A 19,553-nucleotide genomic window follows, 5' to 3' on the forward strand; every position below is an offset into this window, starting at 1 on the left:
GACACCCCCGCCCAACGCTTAGCAGCCCTGCTCGATCAAGCCGCCTAACCGCGTTGCACTAACCACTTGACATTGAGGCCCGATTTTCACCCTGGTTTCACGTTCGGCGACCCACGCGACCGAAGGTGCGGGCACACCGGTCTCAGGTTGGTGAAGTACGGTCTCGAGGTGTCCAGCGATGTGGCCAGCCTTGCCGGCCGTTTGCTCGCTTTGTCCGATCGCAGCGCCGGAGTTCCGCTGCGCGAGCTCGCTCTGGTCGGGCTGACCGCCGCGATCATCACCTATTTCGCGACCGGGCCGGTGCGCGTGCTCGCCACCCGACTCGGGGCGGTCGCCTATCCCCGGGAACGCGACGTACACGTGACACCCACGCCCCGCATGGGCGGTCTGGCCATGTTCCTCGGCGTCGGCTCGGCCGTCTTCCTGGCCTCGCAGCTGCCCGCGCTCACCCGCGGCTTCGTCTACTCCACCGGCATGCCCGCGGTGCTCGTCGCCGGCGCGGTGATCATGAGTATCGGTTTGATCGACGACCGCTGGGGTCTGGACGCCCTGACCAAGTTCGCCGGTCAGATCACCGCCGCCAGTGTGCTGGTCACCATGGGTGTGGCGTGGAGCGTGCTGTACATCCCGGTCGGGGGCGTCGGCACGATCGTGCTCGACCAGGCCTCCTCGATTCTGCTGACACTGGCGCTGACCGTCTCGATCGTCAACGCGATGAACTTCGTCGACGGCCTCGACGGATTGGCGGCCGGCCTGGGCCTCATCACGGCCCTCGCAATCTGCATGTTCTCGGTGGGTCTGTTGCGTGACCACGGCGGTGACGTGCTCTACTACCCGCCCGCGGTGATCTCCGTGGTCCTCGCGGGTGCCTGCCTGGGCTTTCTGCCCCACAACTTCCACCGGGCCCGGATCTTCATGGGCGACTCCGGTTCGATGCTGATCGGCCTGATGCTGGCGGCGGCCTCCACGACCGCCGCCGGCCCCATTTCGCAGAACGCCTACGGCGCTCGCGACGTGTTTGCTCTGCTATCGCCGTTCCTGCTGGTCGTGGCCGTCATGTTCGTGCCGATGCTCGACTTGCTGCTGGCGATCGTCCGGCGCACCCGGGCCGGCCGCAGCGCCTTCACCCCCGACAAGATGCACCTGCACCACCGGCTGCTGCAGATCGGCCACTCGCATCGCCGGGTGGTCCTGCTGATCTATCTGTGGGTGGGCATCGTCGCCTTCGGCGCGGCGAGCACGATCTTTTTCGACCCGCGCCATACTGCCGCGGTCATGTTGGGAGCAATCGCCGTCGCGGGCGTCGCGACCGTGATTCCGTTGCTGCGTCGCCGCGACGAGTACTACGACGATCAGTAGTAGGTCCGGTTCCCCTATGGTAAGGTGCTGGTAGAACCCCGAAATAAACCTCGCGGGTTGCCGGCTCCCCGGCCCGTCGGATGGGCTTCCGGTGCCGCCGGACGAAGACCGACACAGGGAGCTACCCCTTGGGTAAGTCCAGCGTGACCCTTGCGATACGCTCGGCGGGCCACGGATCAGTCGATCACGTGGTTTCCGCTCCACCAACCTGGGATTGAGGTGCTGCAGTGACGACACCAGCGCAGGACGCGCCGTTGGTGTTTCCCGCTGTTGCGTTCCGTCCCGTTCGGCTGTTCCTCATCAGCCTGGGGGTGACGGCGGTGGCGACACTGGTCGCCGGCTACGCCGGTCATCCGGTGGTCGGGGCGTTCTTCGGAATCGGGTTGCTGCTTGGTTTGCTCAACGCACTGATGGTGCGGCGTTCGGTGGAGTCGATCACCGCGCGCGATCACCCGCTGAAGCGATCGATGGCCATCAACTCGGCTTCGCGCGTCGCGATCATCACCATTCTGGCGCTGATCATCGCCTTCATCTTCCGGCCCGAAGGTCTGGGCGTGGTGTTCGGCCTGGCGCTCTTCCAGGTGCTGCTGGTGGCATCGACCGCGCTGCCGGTGTGGAAGAAGCTGCGCACCGGCGAGCCGGACGGGCCGCTCGAGGGGCAGGAAGGTGCAGTAGTGACGGGATTGGACGGCACGGAAGGGAGGAGCGCCGGCGATGACTGAGTCGATCCTGGCCGAAGGCTCAATTGAGGTCGGCCATCACGACACCGCCAAATGGCTTGGTCTGACGGTCAACGTCGACACCATCACGTCGACGGCGCTCGCCGCACTGATCGTCATCGGGTTGGCTTTCTACCTGAAGTCCAAGGTCACCTCGACCGACGTGCCCGGCGGCGTACAGCTGTTCTTCGAGGCGATCACCATTCAGATGCGCAGTCAGGTCGAGGCCGCAATCGGGATGCGGATCGCGCCGTTCGTGCTGCCGCTCGCGGTGACCATCTTCGTGTTCATCCTGATCTCGAACTGGCTGTCGGTGCTACCGCTGCAGTACAAGGACAAAGAAGGCAAGACCACCGAGCTGCTCTCGTCGGCCGCGGCCGACATCAACTACGTGCTGGCGCTGGCCCTGTTCGTGTTCGTCTGCTATCACGCGGCCGGGATCTGGCGTCGCGGCATCATCGGGCACCCGATCAAGGTGCTCAAGGGACACGTGGCGATCCTCGCGCCGATCAACGTCGTCGAAGAACTCGCCAAGCCGATTTCGTTGTCGCTCCGACTTTTCGGCAACATCTTCGCCGGCGGCATCCTGGTCGCGCTGATCGCGCTTTTCCCGCCCTACGTACTGTGGCTGCCGAACGCGATCTGGAAGTCGTTCGACCTGTTCGTCGGCGCCATCCAGGCCTTCATCTTCGCGCTGCTGACGATCCTGTACTTCAGCCAGGCGATGGAACTAGAAGAGGACCACCACTAAAAAAATCCTGGTAAACCGCTACCAGAGTTATCAAGGAGGATAAAAATGGACCCCACTATCGCAGCCGGCGCCCTCATCGGCGGTGGACTGATCATGGCCGGTGGCGCCATCGGCGCCGGTATCGGTGACGGTGTCGCCGGTAACGCGCTGATCTCCGGTGTCGCTCGCCAGCCCGAGGCACAGGGCCGTCTCTTCACCCCGTTCTTCATCACGGTCGGTCTGGTTGAGGCTGCTTACTTCATCAACCTGGCGTTCATGGCGCTATTCGTCTTCGCCACGCCCGTCAAGTAATTCGCTGTGATGGGTGACCCGACCTCTCTTGCTTCGGCTGTGAACTTTGCAGCAGAGGAAGGCGGCCAAAGCAACTTCCTCATCCCGAACGGCACCTTCTTCTTCGTGCTGGCCATCTTCCTGGTGGTGCTCGGAGTTATCGGCACGTTCGTCGTGCCGCCGATTCTGAGGGTGCTCAAGGAACGCGACAACATGGTGGCCAAGACTCAGGCCGACAGCAAGAAGGCGGCCGAGCAGTTCGCCGCCGCCGATGCCGACTACGAGAAGGCCTTGAAGGACGCGCGGGTTGAAGCGGGCGCCTTCCGCGACAATGCGCGGACAGAGGGTCGGAAGGTCATCGACGACGCGCGAGCTCGCGCCGAGCAGCAGGTGGCAGAGATGTTGGCCCAGGCCAACGAGCAATTGAAGCGGGAGCGCGACGCCGTGGAATTGGATCTGCGTGCCAATGTCGGTTCCATCTCCGCGACGCTGGCCTCTCGAGTGCTCGGCGTGGAAGTCAACCCCGCAGCTGCGACGTCAGAAGCGACTTCGAAAGCGACGAGGTAGTCACCATATGTCGACATTTATCGGACAGCTGATCGGGTTCGCGGCCATCGTGCTGCTGGTCTGGCGGTATGTCGTGCCGCCGGTCCGCCGACTGATGACCGCCCGCCAGGAGACGGTGCGTCAGCAGTTGAAGGACTCGGAGAAGGCGGCGCAGCGCCTCACCGAATCGACCACAGCACACAGTAGGGCCGTGGAACGCGCGAAGGAAGAGGCCGCGCAGCTCGTCGAAGAGGCCAAGTCCGACTCCGAACGCATCGAAGAGCAGATGCGGGCGCAGGCCGAAAGCGAGGCGGAACGCATCAAGGCGCAGGGCGCGCGTCAAACCGAGCTGCTGCGGGCGCAACTGACCCGTCAGCTCCGGTTGGAGCTGGGTCACGAATCGGTGCGCCAGGCAAGCGAATTGGTGCGCAGCTATGTTGCCGACGCCCAGCAGCAGGCATCGACCGTCGACCGTTTCCTTGACGAACTCGACGACATGGCACCTGAGCCGGTCGAGGTGGAATACCCGGTGCTGGCCAAGATGCGCTCGGCGAGCCGCCACGCGGTGGGCAATCTGGTGGACCGTTTCGACACCCTCGCAAAAGACCTCGACAACCAGGGTCTGACCACGCTGTCCGACGAGCTGGTGTCGGTGGCGAAGATGCTGAACCAGGAGGTCGTGGTCACCCGCTATCTCACCGTGCCGGCCGAAGACGCATCCCCTCGTGTCAGGTTGATCGAGCGGCTGTTCGAGGGCAAGGTCGCCGATCCCACCCTCGACGTGCTGCGCACCGCCGTTTCCGAGCGTTGGTCGGCGAACGGCGATCTGGTCGACGCGATCGAGCATGTCTCGCGCCAGGCTCTGCTCGCGGTCGCCGAACAGGACGGCAGCGTCGACGAAGTCGAAGACCAGCTGTTCCGGTTCTCGCGCATCCTCGACGCACAGCCGCGACTCGGCATCCTGTTGGGCGATTACACGACCGACGCCGACCGGCGAGTCGGGTTGCTGCGCAACGTACTTGAGAGCTCGGGCAGCTCGGTGAATCCGGTCGCTCTGGCGCTGCTGTCTCAGACGGTCGAGTTGTTGCGGGGCACGCCGGCCGAAGAGGCGGTGCTGCTGCTCGCCCAGGTGGCGGTCGCCCGCCGCGGCGAAGTCGTGGCGCAGGTCAGTGCTGCGGCGGAACTCAGTGACGCTCAACGCACCCGGCTCAGCGAGGTATTGGGCCGCATCTACGGTCACCCGGTGGCGGTCCAGCTGCAGGTCGATTCCGACCTGCTCGGCGGGCTGCTGCTCTCGGTGGGTGACGAGGTGATCGACGGCACTCTCAAGTCACGGCTGGCCGCTGCCGAGGCCCAGTTACCCGACTAATTCAAAGCCCGACGGAAACCCGACCGAGTCAACACAACGAAGTAGGAAGACGAAAAGCCATGGCCGAGTTGACAATCTCCGCTGATGCCATCCAGAGCGCCATCGAAGAATACGTAGAGTCCTTCACCGCCGACACCTCTCGTGAGGAAGTCGGCACCGTGGTGGATGCCGGCGACGGCATCGCGCACGTCGAGGGATTGCCGTCCGTCATGACCCAGGAGCTGCTGGAGTTCCCCGGCGGAGTTCTCGGTGTCGCGCTGAACCTGGACGAGCACAGCGTCGGCGCCGTGATCCTCGGTGACTTCGAGAAGATCGAGGAGGGCCAGCAGGTCAAGCGGACCGGTGACGTCCTCTCGGTGCCCGTCGGCGACGCTTTCCTGGGCCGGGTGGTCAACCCGCTCGGCCAGCCGATCGACGGTGGCGGCGACATCGAGACCGACACCCGGCGCGCACTGGAGTTGCAGGCGCCCTCGGTGGTCGAGCGCCAGAGCGTGAAAGAGCCGCTGCAGACCGGCATCAAGGCCATCGACGCGATGACCCCGATCGGTCGTGGCCAGCGGCAGTTGATCATCGGCGACCGCAAGACCGGCAAGACCGCCGTGTGCGTCGACACGATCCTCAACCAGCGGCAGAACTGGGAGACCGGCGACGAGAAGAAGCAGGTTCGCTGCGTCTACGTCGCGATCGGGCAGAAGGGCACCACGATCGCGTCAGTGCGGCGCGCGCTGGACGAAGGCGGTGCGATGGACTACACCACCATCGTCGCGGCCCCCGCGTCGGACTCGGCCGGCTTCAAATGGCTTGCGCCGTACACGGGTTCGGCGATCGCCCAGCACTGGATGTACGAGGGCAAGCACGTTCTGATCGTCTTCGACGACCTGACCAAGCAGGCCGAGGCCTACCGCGCGATCTCCCTGCTGCTGCGCCGCCCGCCGGGTCGCGAGGCCTACCCCGGCGACGTGTTCTACCTGCACTCCCGGCTTCTCGAGCGTTGCGCCAAGCTGTCCGACGAGCTCGGTGGCGGCTCGCTGACCGGCCTGCCGATCATCGAGACCAAGGCCAACGACATCTCGGCCTACATCCCCACCAACGTCATCTCGATCACCGACGGGCAGTGCTTCCTGGAGAGCGACCTGTTCAACCAGGGCGTCCGGCCCGCCATCAACGTCGGTGTGTCGGTGTCCCGGGTCGGCGGCGCCGCGCAGATCAAGGCGATGAAAGAGGTCGCGGGTTCGCTGCGTCTGGACCTGTCGCAGTACCGCGAACTGGAATCGTTCGCCGCGTTCGCTTCCGACCTCGACGAGACGTCCAAGAAGCAGCTCTCCCGCGGTGAACGTCTGGTCGAGTTGCTCAAGCAACCGCAGTACTCGCCGATGCCCGTTGAGGAGCAGGTGGTTTCGATCTTCCTGGGCACCGGCGGGCACCTGGACTCGGTGCCGGTCGAGGACGTCAAGCGGTTCGAAGCCGAGTTGCTGGACCACATGCGGGCATCGGAGGAGAAGTTCCTCGAAGGCATCCGCAGCAGCGGAAAGCTCGGTGAAGAGGAAGAAGAGAAGCTCACCGAGATCATCAACAAGTTCAAGAAGGGCTTCGCGGCCAGCTCCGGTGAGTCGGTGGTTCCTGACGAGCACGTCGAGGCCATGGACGAAGAGGAACTCGGTAAGGAATCGGTGAAGGTCAAGAAGGAAAAGCCCAAGAAGGACACCAAGAAGGACAAGAAGTAGCTAAGAATGGCTGCCACACTTCGCGAACTACGCGGACGGATCAAGTCGGCGGGGTCGATCAAGAAGATCACCAAGGCCCAGGAGCTGATTGCGACGTCGCGCATCGGTAAGGCACAGGCCCGACTGGAGTCCGCTCGGCCCTACGCCTTTCAGATCACGTCGATGCTCACCACCTTGTCCGCCGAGGCCGCCCTGGACCACCCGCTGCTCGTCGAGCGGGAGGATCCCACGCGGGCCGGCGTGCTGGTGGTGTCCTCCGACCGTGGTCTGTGCGGCGCCTACAACTCGAGCATCTTCCGTCGCTCCGAGGAGCTCTTTTCTTTGCTGCGAGAAGAGGGCAAGGACCCGGTGCTCTACACCGTGGGACGGAAAGCCTTGAACTACTTCTCGTTCCGGAACTGGGACATCAAGGAATCCTGGACCGGGTTTTCCGAGCAGCCCCAGGTCGAGAACGCCTCGGAGATCGCCGACACCCTGGTCGACGCCTTCATGGCGGGCGTCGGCGACGACGAGGACGAGGAGGGACGGGGCGTCGACGAACTGCACATCGTCTTCTCCGAGTTCAAGTCGATGATGTCGCAGACCGCCGTCGCTCACCGTATTGCGCCACTGGTGGTGGAGTACGTCGAAGAGGACACCGGACCGCACACGTTGTACTCGTTCGAGCCGGACGCGACGACGTTGTTCGAGGCGCTGCTGCCGAGGTATCTGACCACCCGCGTGTATGCGGCGCTGCTCGAATCGGCGGCCTCGGAACTCGCGTCGCGCCAGCGCGCCATGAAATCGGCGACCGATAACGCCGACGACCTCATCAAGGACCTGACGTTGCAAGCCAACCGTGAGCGCCAGGCCCAGATCACCCAAGAGATCAGCGAAATCGTCGGTGGCGCAAACGCGCTCGCCGACGCCTCCAAGTAGGCCCCACGAGGAAGCGAAAGAATATGACTGCTGTAGACGAGAAGACCGACAAGAAGTCGGGCTCCGACACCAACGGCCGCGTGGTTCGGATCACCGGCCCCGTCGTCGACGTCGAGTTTCCGCGGGGCTCCATTCCGGAACTGTTCAACGCGCTGCACGCCGACATCCCGTTCGAGTCGCTGAAGAAGACGCTGACGCTGGAGGTGGCGCAGCACCTCGGTGACAACCTGGTGCGCACCATTTCGCTGCAGCCCACCGACGGCCTGGTGCGCGGCACCGAAGTCACCGACACGGGCAACTCGATCTCGGTGCCGGTGGGCGAGAAGGTCAAGGGCCACGTCTTCAACGCGCTGGGCTACTGCCTGGACGAGCCGGGCTACGGAGAAGACTTCGACCACTGGTCGATTCACCGCAAGCCGCCGAACTTCGAAGACCTCGAGCCTCGCACCGAGATGCTGGAGACCGGCCTCAAGGTCGTCGACCTGCTGACCCCCTATGTACGTGGCGGCAAGATCGCGCTGTTCGGTGGCGCCGGCGTGGGCAAGACGGTGCTCATCCAGGAGATGATCAACCGTATTGCCCGAAACTTCGGTGGCACTTCGGTGTTCGCCGGGGTGGGGGAGCGTACCCGTGAGGGCAACGACCTGTGGGTCGAGCTCAAGGAAGCCGACGTGCTCAAGGACACCGCGCTGGTGTTCGGTCAGATGGACGAGCCGCCCGGCACCCGTATGCGGGTGGCGCTGTCCGCGCTGACCATGGCCGAATGGTTCCGCGACGAAGCCGGCCAGGACGTGCTGCTGTTCATCGACAACATCTTCCGGTTCACCCAGGCCGGCTCGGAGGTGTCGACCCTGCTCGGTCGTATGCCGTCCGCCGTGGGTTACCAGCCGACGCTGGCCGACGAGATGGGCGAGTTGCAGGAGCGCATCACCTCGACCCGTGGCCGGTCCATCACCTCGATGCAGGCCGTCTACGTGCCCGCCGACGACTACACCGACCCGGCGCCGGCCACCACGTTCGCCCACCTGGACGCCACCACCGAGCTTTCCCGGTCGGTGTTCTCCAAGGGCATCTTCCCCGCGGTGGACCCGCTGGCATCCAGCTCGACCATCCTTGACCCCAGCGTCGTTGGCGACGAGCACTATCGGGTCGCACAGGAAGTCATCCGAATCCTGCAGCGCTACAAGGACCTTCAGGACATCATCGCGATTCTCGGTATCGACGAGCTGTCCGAGGAGGACAAGCAGCTGGTTAACCGGGCACGGCGGATCGAGCGGTTCCTGTCGCAGAACATGATGGCGGCCGAGCAGTTCACCGGTCAGCCCGGTTCGACGGTTCCGGTCAAGGAGACGATCGAGGCGTTCGACCGGCTGTCCAAGGGTGACTTCGACCACGTGCCCGAGCAGGCGTTCTTCCTCATCGGCGGACTCGACGACTTGGCCAAGAAGGCCGAGACCTTCGACGTCAAGCTATGACGCGGGACTCCTTCCGGCTGACTCGAAAGGTGGTGTGGCATGGCTGAATTGAACGTTCAGATCGTCGCCGTCGACCGTGAGATCTGGTCGGGCGAGGCGACGTTCCTCTTCACCCGCACCACCTCTGGGGAGATCGGCATCCTGCCCCACCACATTCCGCTGGTGGCCCAGCTGGTCGACGACGCCATGGTGCGTGTCGAACGGGAAGGCGAAGACGACCTGCGGGTCGCGGTCGATGGCGGTTTCCTCACGGTGACCGAAGAGGGCGTGACTGTTCTCGCCGAGTCCGCGGAGTTCGAGAAGGACATCGACGAGAGCGCTGCCAGACAGGACTCCGAATCGGACGATCCCCACGTTGCGGCCCGGGGGCGCGCGAGGTTGCGCGCCGTCGGCGCGCTCGACTGATTCCCGCGATGAGCGCGCCCATGGTCGGCATGGTCGTGCTCGTCGTCCTGCTGGGAGCGGCCGTACTTGCCCTGAGTTTCAGGTTGTGGAAACTGCGCCGGGGCGGAACGGCTGCCATCATGCGGGATATCCCCGCGGTGGGCGGGCACGGGTGGCGTCACGGTGTGATCCGTTATCGAGGCGGTGAAGCGGCGTTCTACCGGCTCTCCAGCCTGCGTCTCTGGCCGGATCGCCGGCTGAGCCGGCGCGGGGTGGAGGTGGTGGCCAGACGCGCGCCACGGGGCGACGAATTCGACATCATGACCGACGAAATCGTGGTACTGGAACTGCGTGACACCACCCAGGATCGGCGGCTGGGATACGAAATCGCCTTGGACAGAGGGGCTTTGACCGCTTTTCAGTCGTGGCTCGAGTCGCGGCCCTCACCGCGCGCCCGGCGCCGCAGCGTCTGACTGGGCGAGCAGACGCCAACGTACCCATTCCGCACCTTAAAAGGGCACCTTCATGTTCCCCCTCAAGCGGGAGGTGCCCCCAGCTCGTCACCCTTCGCGCCGCCGCCGCCGGGCCGCCACAGCACGTCCCCGTCCGGATTGGCTACCCGCGACAGGATGAACAGCAGATCCGAAAGCCGGTTGAGGTACTTGGCGGGCAACACACTCATGTCGTCGGGGTGCGCGTCGACGGCGGCCCACGCCGCCCGCTCGGCGCGGCGGACCACGGTGCGGGCCACGTGCAACAGCGCCGACAGCGGCGAACCACCAGGCAGCACAAAAGAATTCAGGGCAGGCAGGGATTCGTTGTAGGTGTCACACCAGTCCTCGAGCCGATCGATGTAGGCCTGGGTGATGCGCAGCGGGGGATGCTCAGGGTTATCCACCACCGGAGTGGAAAGGTCCGCGCCGGCGTCGAACAGGTCGTTCTGGATCTGCCGCAGCACGTCACCGATCTGCTCCGAAGGGCCGCCCAGTGCCACCGCCACCCCGATCGCCGAGTTGGCCTCATCACAATCTGCGTAGGCCACCAGGCGCGGGTCGTTCTTGGACACCCGTGAGAAATCGCTCAATCCCGTGGTGCCGTCGTCACCCGTCCGGGTATATATGCGGGTCAGATGGACTGCCATGGGCAAAACGGTACCCGGCTGACTGAGTCCGCTGACTGACAAGGGGATACCGCTTCACTAGACTGACCCGGGTGGCGGAGCGATTCGTGGTGACTGGTGGCAACCGGTTGTCAGGCGAAGTCGCCGTCGGGGGCGCCAAGAACAGCGTCTTGAAGCTGATGGCCGCGACGCTGCTGGCCGAGGGCACCAGCACCATTACGAACTGTCCCGACATCCTCGACGTTCCCTTGATGGCCGAGGTGTTGCGGGGCTTGGGCGCGACCGTTGAACTCGACGGCGACGTCGCCCGCATCACCTCCCCGGATGAACCCAAGTATGACGCCGACTTCGCGGCCGTGCGCCAGTTCCGGGCGTCGGTATGTGTGCTGGGGCCGCTGGTCGGCCGATGCAAGAAGGCCAGGGTGGCGCTACCTGGCGGCGATGCGATCGGCTCGCGGCCGTTGGACATGCACCAAGCCGGCCTGCGTCAGCTGGGCGCGCAATGCAATATCGAGCACGGATGCGTGGTCGCTGAGGCAGAGACGTTGCGCGGGGCCGAGATTCAGCTCGAGTTCCCGTCCGTGGGCGCCACCGAGAATATTTTGATGGCCGCGGTGGTGGCCGAGGGCGTCACCGTCATCCATAACGCGGCGCGCGAACCCGACGTGGTCGACCTCTGCACGATGCTGAACCAGATGGGCGCCCAGATCGAAGGCGCCGGGTCTCCGACCATGACCATCACCGGTGTGCCACGGCTGCACCCGACCGAGCACCGCGTCATCGGGGACCGCATCGTGGCTGCGACCTGGGGCATCGCCGCGGCGATGACCCGCGGCGACATCACGGTGACGGGAATAGATCCGTCGCATCTGCAGTTGGTCCTGCACAAGCTGCATGACGCGGGGGCCACGGTCACCCAGACCGACGACAGCTTCCGGGTGGTGCAGTATGAGCGCCCGAAGGCGGTCAATGTCGCCACGTTGCCGTTTCCGGGGTTCCCGACTGACTTGCAGCCCATGGCGATTGCGCTGGCCTCAATCGCCGACGGCACCTCCATGATCACCGAGAACGTGTTCGAGGCGCGCTTCCGGTTCGTCGAGGAAATGATCCGGTTGGGTGCGGACGCCCGCACCGACGGACACCACGCCGTGGTGCGCGGTTTGCCTCAGCTCTCGAGCGCGCCGGTGTGGTGTTCGGACATCCGGGCCGGCGCCGGCCTGGTCCTCGCGGGTCTCGTCGCAGACGGAGACACCGAGGTCCACGACGTTTTTCACATCGATCGCGGCTACCCGTTGTTCGTGGAGAACCTCGCGATTTTGGGAGCGGAGATCGAGCGGGTACAGTAGCCGAGTCACGCCCGATCGGCGAGATCACCTCCCAAAGAAGATGATCGAAACCAGGACTTGACGCCCCAGCCGGATCTGTATTAAGCTGGCAGGGTTGCCCCGAAACGGGCGAAAACATAGCGAGAAGTGTTGTTTGAGAACTCAATAGTGTGTTTGGTGAATTGTTTTGTTGTTGTTTTTTTGACTACACCTAGCACTCCCCGTGTGTGGGTGTAGTCGCAATCATTGATGCCAGTTTTGGTGTCTTTTTGTTAGATCAGATTTTCTCTGATTGTGAATTCACCTCGTTATCGAGGGGTTTTTGTTTGGAGAGTTTGATTCTGGCTCAGGACGAACGCTGGCGGCGTGCTTAACACATGCAAGTCGAACGGTAAGGCCCTTCGGGGTACACGAGTGGCGAACGGGTGAGTAACACGTGGGTAATCTGCCCTGCACATCGGGATAAGCCTGGGAAACTGGGTCTAATACCGAATAGGACCACAGGACACATGTCCTGTGGTGGAAAGCTTTTGCGGTGTGGGATGGGCCCGCGGCCTATCAGCTTGTTGGTGGGGTGATGGCCTACCAAGGCGACGACGGGTAGCCGGCCTGAGAGGGTGTCCGGCCACACTGGGACTGAGATACGGCCCAGACTCCTACGGGAGGCAGCAGTGGGGAATATTGCACAATGGGCGAAAGCCTGATGCAGCGACGCCGCGTGGGGGATGACGGCCTTCGGGTTGTAAACCTCTTTCACCATCGACGAAGGTCCGGGTTTTCTCGGGCTGACGGTAGGTGGAGAAGAAGCACCGGCCAACTACGTGCCAGCAGCCGCGGTAATACGTAGGGTGCGAGCGTTGTCCGGAATTACTGGGCGTAAAGAGCTCGTAGGTGGTTTGTCGCGTTGTTCGTGAAATCTCACGGCTTAACTGTGAGCGTGCGGGCGATACGGGCAGACTTGAGTACTGCAGGGGAGACTGGAATTCCTGGTGTAGCGGTGGAATGCGCAGATATCAGGAGGAACACCGGTGGCGAAGGCGGGTCTCTGGGCAGTAACTGACGCTGAGGAGCGAAAGCGTGGGGAGCGAACAGGATTAGATACCCTGGTAGTCCACGCCGTAAACGGTGGGTACTAGGTGTGGGTTTCCTTCCTTGGGATCCGTGCCGTAGCTAACGCATTAAGTACCCCGCCTGGGGAGTACGGCCGCAAGGCTAAAACTCAAAGAAATTGACGGGGGCCCGCACAAGCGGCGGAGCATGTGGATTAATTCGATGCAACGCGAAGAACCTTACCTGGGTTTGACATGCACAGGACGCCGGCAGAGATGTCGGTTCCCTTGTGGCCTGTGTGCAGGTGGTGCATGGCTGTCGTCAGCTCGTGTCGTGAGATGTTGGGTTAAGTCCCGCAACGAGCGCAACCCTTGTCTCATGTTGCCAGCGGGTAATGCCGGGGACTCGTGAGAGACTGCCGGGGTCAACTCGGAGGAAGGTGGGGATGACGTCAAGTCATCATGCCCCTTATGTCCAGGGCTTCACACATGCTACAATGGCCGGTACAAAGGGCTGCGATGCCGCGAGGTTAAGCGAATCCTTTTAAAGCCGGTCTCAGTTCGGATCGGGGTCTGCAACTCGACCCCGTGAAGTCGGAGTCGCTAGTAATCGCAGATCAGCAACGCTGCGGTGAATACGTTCCCGGGCCTTGTACACACCGCCCGTCACGTCATGAAAGTCGGTAACACCCGAAGCCAGTGGCCTAACCCTTTGGGAGGGAGCTGTCGAAGGTGGGATCGGCGATTGGGACGAAGTCGTAACAAGGTAGCCGTACCGGAAGGTGCGGCTGGATCACCTCCTTTCTAAGGAGCACCACGAGAAGCACTCCAATTGGTGGGGTGCAAGCCGTGAGGGGTCATCGTCTGTAGTGGACGAAGACCGGGTGCACGACAACAAGCAAAGCCAGACACACTATTGGGTCCTGAGGCAACACCCTCGGGTGCTGTCCCCCCATCTTGGTGGTGGGGTGTGGTGTTTGAGAACTGGATAGTGGTTGCGAGCATCAAAATGTATGCGTTGTCGTTCGCGGCAACGTGTTCTTTTTGTGCAATTTTTATTCTTTGGTTTTTGTAGTGTTTGTAAGTGTCTAAGGGCGCATGGTGGATGCCTTGGCATCGAGAGCCGATGAAGGACGTGGGAGGCTGCGATATGCCTCGGGGAGCTGTCAACCGAGCGTTGATCCGAGGATTTCCGAATGGGGAAACCCAGCACGAGTTATGTCGTGTTACCCGTGCCTGAATATATAGGGTACGGGAGGTAACGCGGGGAAGTGAAACATCTCAGTACCCGTAGGAAGAGAAAACAATTGTGATTCCGCTAGTAGTGGCGAGCGAACGCGGAAAAGGCTAAACCGCATGCATGTGATACCGGGTAGGGGTTGTGTGTGCGGGGTTGTGGGAATGATCTTCTCAGCTCTACCTGGCTGGGAGGCAGTAAAAAAGTGTCGTAGTTAGCGGAAGTGGCCTGGGACGGTCTGCCGCAGACGGTGAGAGCCCGGTACGCGAAAACTCGACACCTGCCTTGATCAATCTCCCGAGTAGCAGCGAGCCCGTGGAATTTGCTGTGAATCTGCCGGGACCACCCGGTAAGCCTAAATACTTCTCGATGACCGATAGCGGATTAGTACCGTGAGGGAATGGTGAAAAGTACCCCGGGAGGGGAGTGAAAGAGTACCTGAAACCGTGCGCCTACAATCCGTCAGAGCCTCCTCGTGGGGTGATGGCGTGCCTTTTGAAGAATGAGCCTGCGAGTCAGGGACATGTCGCGAGGTTAACCCGTGTGGGGTAGCCGCAGCGAAAGCGAGTCTGAATAGGGCGTATCCCCGTAAGGGGTGTAGTGGCATGTTCTGGACCCGAAGCGGAGTGATCTACCCATGGCCAGGGTGAAGCGCGGGTAAGACCGCGTGGAGGCCCGAACCCACTTAGGTTGAAGACTGAGGGGATGAGCTGTGGGTAGGGGTGAAAGGCCAATCAAACTCCGTGATAGCTGGTTCTCCCCGAAATGCATTTAGGTGCAGCGTTGCGTGGTTCACCACGGAGGTAGAGCTACTGGATGGCCGATGGGCCCTACTAGGTTACTGACGTCAGCCAAACTCCGAATGCCGTGGTGTCAAGCGTGGCAGTGAGACGGCGGGGGATAAGCTCCGTACGTCGAAAGGGAAACAGCCCAGATCGCCGGCTAAGGCCCCAAAGCGTGTGCTAAGTGGAAAAGGATGTGCAGTCGCAGAGACAACCAGGAGGTTGGCTTAGAAGCAGCCACCCTTGAAAGAGTGCGTAATAGCTCACTGGTCAAGTGATTGTGCGCCGATAATGTAGCGGGGCTCAAGCACACCGCCGAAGCCGCGGCACATCTACGTAAGTAGGTGTGGGTAGGGGAGCGTCCCTCATTCAGCGAAGCCGTCGGGTAACCGTAGGTGGAGGATGGGGGAGTGAGAATGCAGGCATGAGTAGCGAATAGGCAAGTGAGAACCTTGCCCGCCGAAAGACCAAGGGTTCCTGGGCCAGGCCAGTCCGCCCAGGGTGAGTCGGGACCTAAGGCGAGGCCGACAGGCGTAGTCGATGGACAACGGGTTGATATTCCCGTACCCGTGTGTGCGCGCCCGTGATGAATCAATTGTGCTAACCACCCAAATGGTCGCTGATCAATCCCTTCGGGGTGCGACGGTGACCGGCTGCGTGGGACCCCGGTTGGTAGTAGTCAAGCGACGGGGTGACGCAGGAAGGTAGCTGTACCAGTCAGTGGTAATACTGGGGCAAGCCCGTAGGGAGAGCGATAGGCAAATCCGTCGCTCATACATCCTGAGAGGTGACGCATAGCCGATTGAGGCGAATTCAGTGATCCTCTGCTGCCAAGAAAAGCCTCTAGCGAGTTCACACACGGCCCGTACCCCAAACCAACACAGGTGGTCAGGTAGAGAATACCAAGGCGTACGAGATAACTATGGTTAAGGAACTCGGCAAAATACCCCCGTAACTTCGGGAGAAGGGGGGCCGGCACATCGTGAACACCTTTTCGGTGGGAGCGGAAGCCGGTCGCAGAAACCAGTGAGAAGCGACTGTTTACTAAAAACACAGGTCCGTGCGAAGTCGCAAGACGATGTATACGGACTGACGCCTGCCCGGTGCTGGAAGGTTAAGAGGACCCGTTAACTCGTAAGGGTGAAGCGGAGAATTTAAGCCCCAGTAAACGGCGGTGGTAACTATAACCATCCTAAGGTAGCGAAATTCCTTGTCGGGTAAGTTCCGACCTGCACGAATGGCGTAACGACTTCTCAACTGTCTCAACCATAGACTCGGCGAAATTGCACTACGAGTAAAGATGCTCGTTACGCGCGGCAGGACGAAAAGACCCCGGGACCTTCACTATAGCTTGGTATTGTTGTTCGGTACGGTTTGTGTAGGATAGGTGGGAGACTGTGAAACCTCGACGCTAGTTGAGGTGGAGTCGTTGTTGAAATACCACTCTGATCGTATTGGACACCTAACGTCGAACCGTATATCCGGTTCACGGACAGTGCCTGGTGGGTAGTTTAACTGGGGCGGTTGCCTCCTAAAATGTAACGGAGGCGCCCAAAGGTTCCCTCAACCTGGACGGCAATCAGGTGTTGAGTGTAAATGCACAAGGGAGCTTGACTGCGAGACTTACAAGTCAAGCAGGGACGAAAGTCGGGATTAGTGATCCGGCACCTCTGAGTGGAAGGGGTGTCGCTCAACGGATAAAAGGTACCCCGGGGATAACAGGCTGATCTTCCCCAAGAGTCCATATCGACGGGATGGTTTGGCACCTCGATGTCGGCTCGTCGCATCCTGGGGCTGGAGCAGGTCCCAAGGGTTGGGCTGTTCGCCCATTAAAGCGGCACGCGAGCTGGGTTTAGAACGTCGTGAGACAGTTCGGTCTCTATCCGCCGCGCGCGTCAGAAACTTGAGGAAACCTGTCCCTAGTACGAGAGGACCGGGACGGACGAACCTCTAGTGCACCAGTTGTCCCACCAGGGGCACTGCTGGATAGCTACGTTCGGACAGGATAACCGCTGAAAGCATCTAAGCGGGAAACCTTCTCCAAGATCAGGTTTCTCACCCTCTAGGAGGGATAAGGCCCCCAGCAGAACACTGGATTGATAGGCCAGACCTGGAAGCTCAGTAATGAGTGCAGGGAACTGGCACTAACCGGCCGAAAACTTACCAACACAACCAATCGCAACCACTATTCGTTCGTCGACCGCAAGGTCGATCAACACCGCACCCCGCCACCAAACACAAATTTAAATAGAGTTACGGCGGCCACAGCGACAGGGAAACGCCCGGTCCCATCCCGAACCCGGAAGCTAAGCCTGTCAGCGCCGATGATACTGCCCTCTTCGGGTGGAAAAGTAGGACACCGCCGAACATACACAAAAACACCCCCATTAATTTGGGGGTGTTTTTGCATTCCCGGGGCGGGACCCAGTTGCGCGAGCAGACGCAAAAGCCCCCTTTTCGACGCCAAAAAGGGGGCTTTTGCGTCTGCTCGCGCAGGCTAGTCGAACAATGTCAGGTCTGCCGGCGTCCGCCGCTTCTCCAAGGAGAGCAGCGTTTGTTTGCGATCGAGCCCACCGCCATAGCCGGTCAATTTGCCGGCCGCTCCGATCACGCGATGACACGGCACGATAATGGCGACGGGATTGTGCCCATTGGCCAGTCCCACAGCCCGCGCGGCACCCGGGGCTCCGATCTGCTCGGCGATCTGCCCGTAGGACCGCGTTTCGCCGTACGGAATGGTCAGCAGCGCCTGCCACACGCGCCGCTGAAATTCTGTGCCGCGCAGATCCATCTGCACGTCGAAATCACAGAGGTCGCCGGCGAAATAGGCCTCGAGTTGGCCCACCACGTCGGAAAACACGCTCTCATCGAGAGTCCAGTCCGCGCGGCTCGGTTCATAGGTCTGGTCGACCATCCGCAAATTGGTCAGCATTCCGTCGCGTCCGGCCAAGGTCAGCGGACCGATGGGGCTGTCGATTGTGCGGTAGTGAATCATGCGACCTCCTGGGGTGGCCAGTGGTTTACCGGGTGTTCGAGGGTGGTCCAGAGATGCTGGGTAGCGTAAGACCGCCAGGGACGCCACCGGGCGCTGTGCTCGGACAGCGTCCGCTCGCGGCTCGGCAGTCCCAGTTGTTTGGCCGCGAGCCTCAGACCGAGGTCGCTGGCCGGAAAAGCGTCGGGATCGCCGAGCCCGCGCATGGCGATCACTTCCGCCGTCCACGGACCGATCCCCGGCAGTTCGAGCAGTTGCTGGCGTGCTCGGGTCCAATCGCAGCCCGCGTCCAGGGTGATAGTGCCGTCCGCGAGTGCGGTGATGAGCGCGGTCAAAGTCCGCTGCCGGGACTTGGGTACCGCGAGGTGAACCGGATCGATGTCGGCGAGCTCCTCCACGGAGGGGAAGGTGTGCGTCAGAGTGCCGGCACCGTCGGGGACGGGCCGCCCATACGCGGTGACCAGCCGGCCGGCGTGGGTGCGTGCGGCCTTTGTCGAGACCTGCTGACCCAGTACGGCCCGCACGGCCAGCTCGGCTTCGTCGACCGTGCGCGGAATACGTTGTCCCGGCGCCTTACTGACGACGGGAGCCAGTTCGGGGTCGGCACTGAGCGCCTCCACCACCGCTTCGGGATCTGCGTCCAGATCGAGCAGACGCCGACACCGCGCGGTGGCGGTGGCAAGGTCGCGGAAGTCGTCCAGTATCAGCACGCACCGCACGTGGTCGGGCGCCGGTACCAGAGACACCACTCCGTTGCCCGCGGCCAACCGCAGGGTGCGCCGGTACGCGCCGTCGCGGACCTCCTCACAGCCCGGCACAGCAGTGGCAGCAAGGTGGCCGAACACGCCGTCGTAGGCGAATGGAGTGCGCACCGGCAGCCGCAGCGACAGCACCCCCGCCGATGAGGCAGATCCGAATCGTGCCGCGGCCTGCTTACGCAGCAGCGACGGGGTGCTGTCGCATGCCAGTCGAATGGTGTCGTTGAACTGGCGGATGCTGGAAAAACCGGCGGCGAATGCCACATCGCCGAACGGAAGCTCGGTGGTCTCGATCAACACCCGGGCGGCCTGCATCCGCTGTGCGCGGGCCAGCGCGAGCGGCCCGGCGCCGACCTCCGCCTGCAACAGCCGCTCCAGCTGCCGCGTGGTGTAGCCGAGGTGTGCCGCCAGACCGGTCACCCCTTCGCGATCCACGGTGCCGTCGGCGATGAGGCGCATGGCCCGTGCCACGACGTCACCGCGCACGTTCCACTCCGGTGAACCCGGAGAGGCGTCGGGGCGGCAGCGCTTGCAGGCCCGGAATCCTGCTCGCTGAGCGGCAGCGGCCGTCGGGAGGAATTGCACGTTCCGGGCGAACGGCGGCCGCACGGGGCAACTGGGCCGACAGTAGATCCGGGTGGTCAAAACCGCGGTCACGAACCAGCCGTCGAACCGGGCGTCCTTGGCCTGGACCGCTCGGTAGCAGCGTTCGAAGTCCTCGTGCACGCTTCCACAGTTACACCCCTGGGCCGACAACACTGGCGGAAAACCGACA

Annotated in this window: 15 protein-coding genes and 3 rRNA genes; 15 read left to right on the forward strand and 3 right to left on the reverse strand. The window is 62.5% G+C overall.

All coding sequences use genetic code 11. The features are described from left to right. Positions 1–150: 150 nt before the first annotated feature. The 11 genes from rfe to AWC08_RS12615 all read left to right on the forward strand — a co-directional run bounded on the left by rfe (position 151) and on the right by AWC08_RS12615 (position 9,988). Complete coding sequence (gene rfe, locus AWC08_RS12565; RefSeq protein WP_142283547.1) at positions 151–1,359, forward strand: UDP-N-acetylglucosamine--decaprenyl-phosphate N-acetylglucosaminephosphotransferase; 1,209 nt, start codon at positions 151–153, stop codon at positions 1,357–1,359. 227 nt (positions 1,360–1,586) lie between these two features. Further along, positions 1,587–2,081, forward strand: a complete 495-nt coding sequence (locus AWC08_RS12570; RefSeq protein ID WP_065136271.1) for an ATP synthase subunit I — start codon at positions 1,587–1,589, stop codon at positions 2,079–2,081. Further along, a complete protein-coding gene (gene atpB / locus AWC08_RS12575) occupies positions 2,074–2,829 on the forward strand; it encodes a F0F1 ATP synthase subunit A (protein WP_065136270.1) in 756 nt (251 codons plus the stop codon). The genes AWC08_RS12570 and atpB overlap by 8 nt, the downstream gene beginning before the upstream one ends. A gap of 45 nt (positions 2,830–2,874) precedes the next feature. After that, a complete protein-coding gene (locus tag AWC08_RS12580) occupies positions 2,875–3,120 on the forward strand; it encodes a F0F1 ATP synthase subunit C (RefSeq protein ID WP_003406686.1) in 246 nt (81 codons plus the stop codon). 9 nt (positions 3,121–3,129) lie between these two features. Next, positions 3,130–3,666 carry a F0F1 ATP synthase subunit B gene (locus AWC08_RS12585; protein ID WP_065136269.1) on the forward strand — a complete coding sequence of 179 codons (537 nt, stop codon included), beginning with the start codon at positions 3,130–3,132 and terminating at the stop codon, positions 3,664–3,666. Positions 3,667–3,673: 7 nt separating this feature from the next. Then, positions 3,674–5,014: a F0F1 ATP synthase subunit B/delta gene (locus AWC08_RS12590; protein ID WP_069434553.1), complete on the forward strand. Its 1,341-nt coding sequence runs from the start codon at positions 3,674–3,676 to the stop codon at positions 5,012–5,014. Between the two features lie 59 nt (positions 5,015–5,073). Continuing rightward, entirely contained in the window at positions 5,074–6,738 is a 1,665-nt protein-coding gene (gene atpA / locus AWC08_RS12595) for a F0F1 ATP synthase subunit alpha (RefSeq protein WP_065136267.1), read from the forward strand. 6 nt (positions 6,739–6,744) lie between these two features. Beyond that, on the forward strand, positions 6,745–7,656 hold the full coding sequence (locus tag AWC08_RS12600) for a F0F1 ATP synthase subunit gamma (RefSeq protein WP_065136266.1): 912 nt from the start codon (positions 6,745–6,747) through the stop codon (positions 7,654–7,656). A gap of 23 nt (positions 7,657–7,679) precedes the next feature. Continuing rightward, entirely contained in the window at positions 7,680–9,131 is a 1,452-nt protein-coding gene (gene atpD / locus AWC08_RS12605; RefSeq protein WP_065136265.1) for a F0F1 ATP synthase subunit beta, read from the forward strand. Between the two features lie 39 nt (positions 9,132–9,170). Next, entirely contained in the window at positions 9,171–9,536 is a 366-nt protein-coding gene (locus AWC08_RS12610) for a F0F1 ATP synthase subunit epsilon (protein WP_065136264.1), read from the forward strand. Positions 9,537–9,544: 8 nt separating this feature from the next. After that, the gene (locus AWC08_RS12615) at positions 9,545–9,988 is read left to right on the forward strand and encodes a DUF2550 domain-containing protein (protein ID WP_065136263.1); all 444 of its coding nucleotides are present in this window, start codon (positions 9,545–9,547) and stop codon (positions 9,986–9,988) included. A gap of 62 nt (positions 9,989–10,050) precedes the next feature. On the opposite strand, the gene AWC08_RS12620 is transcribed toward AWC08_RS12615, so the two are convergent. After that, positions 10,051–10,656 carry a cob(I)yrinic acid a,c-diamide adenosyltransferase gene (locus AWC08_RS12620; RefSeq protein WP_065136262.1) on the reverse strand — a complete coding sequence of 202 codons (606 nt, stop codon included), beginning with the start codon at positions 10,654–10,656 and terminating at the stop codon, positions 10,051–10,053. 71 nt (positions 10,657–10,727) lie between these two features. Between AWC08_RS12620 and murA the strand changes: the two genes are divergently transcribed. The 4 genes from murA (at position 10,728) to rrf (ending at position 17,396) form a co-directional block, all read left to right on the forward strand. Further along, complete coding sequence (gene murA, locus AWC08_RS12625) at positions 10,728–11,981, forward strand: UDP-N-acetylglucosamine 1-carboxyvinyltransferase (protein WP_065136261.1); 1,254 nt, start codon at positions 10,728–10,730, stop codon at positions 11,979–11,981. Between the two features lie 302 nt (positions 11,982–12,283). After that, positions 12,284–13,813: ribosomal RNA gene (locus AWC08_RS12630) — 16S ribosomal RNA — on the forward strand. 274 nt (positions 13,814–14,087) lie between these two features. Beyond that, a 23S ribosomal RNA gene (locus AWC08_RS12640) occupies positions 14,088–17,196 on the forward strand. 86 nt (positions 17,197–17,282) lie between these two features. After that, positions 17,283–17,396, forward strand: a 5S ribosomal RNA gene (gene rrf / locus AWC08_RS12645). Together the 16S, 23S and 5S rRNA genes form the textbook arrangement of a ribosomal RNA operon. A gap of 129 nt (positions 17,397–17,525) precedes the next feature. Here rrf and AWC08_RS12650 read toward each other — a convergent pair. Beyond that, positions 17,526–18,023, reverse strand: coding sequence for a methylated-DNA--[protein]-cysteine S-methyltransferase (locus AWC08_RS12650; RefSeq protein ID WP_069434554.1), 498 nt, complete (start codon positions 18,021–18,023; stop codon positions 17,526–17,528). Then, entirely contained in the window at positions 18,020–19,504 is a 1,485-nt protein-coding gene (locus AWC08_RS12655) for a DNA-3-methyladenine glycosylase 2 family protein (RefSeq protein WP_065136259.1), read from the reverse strand. Before AWC08_RS12655 ends, AWC08_RS12650 begins: the two co-directional genes overlap by 4 nt. Positions 19,505–19,553: the final 49 nt, after the last annotated feature.

Source organism: Mycobacterium gordonae, assembly GCF_002101675.1.
Taxonomy (GTDB): domain Bacteria; phylum Actinomycetota; class Actinomycetes; order Mycobacteriales; family Mycobacteriaceae; genus Mycobacterium; species Mycobacterium gordonae.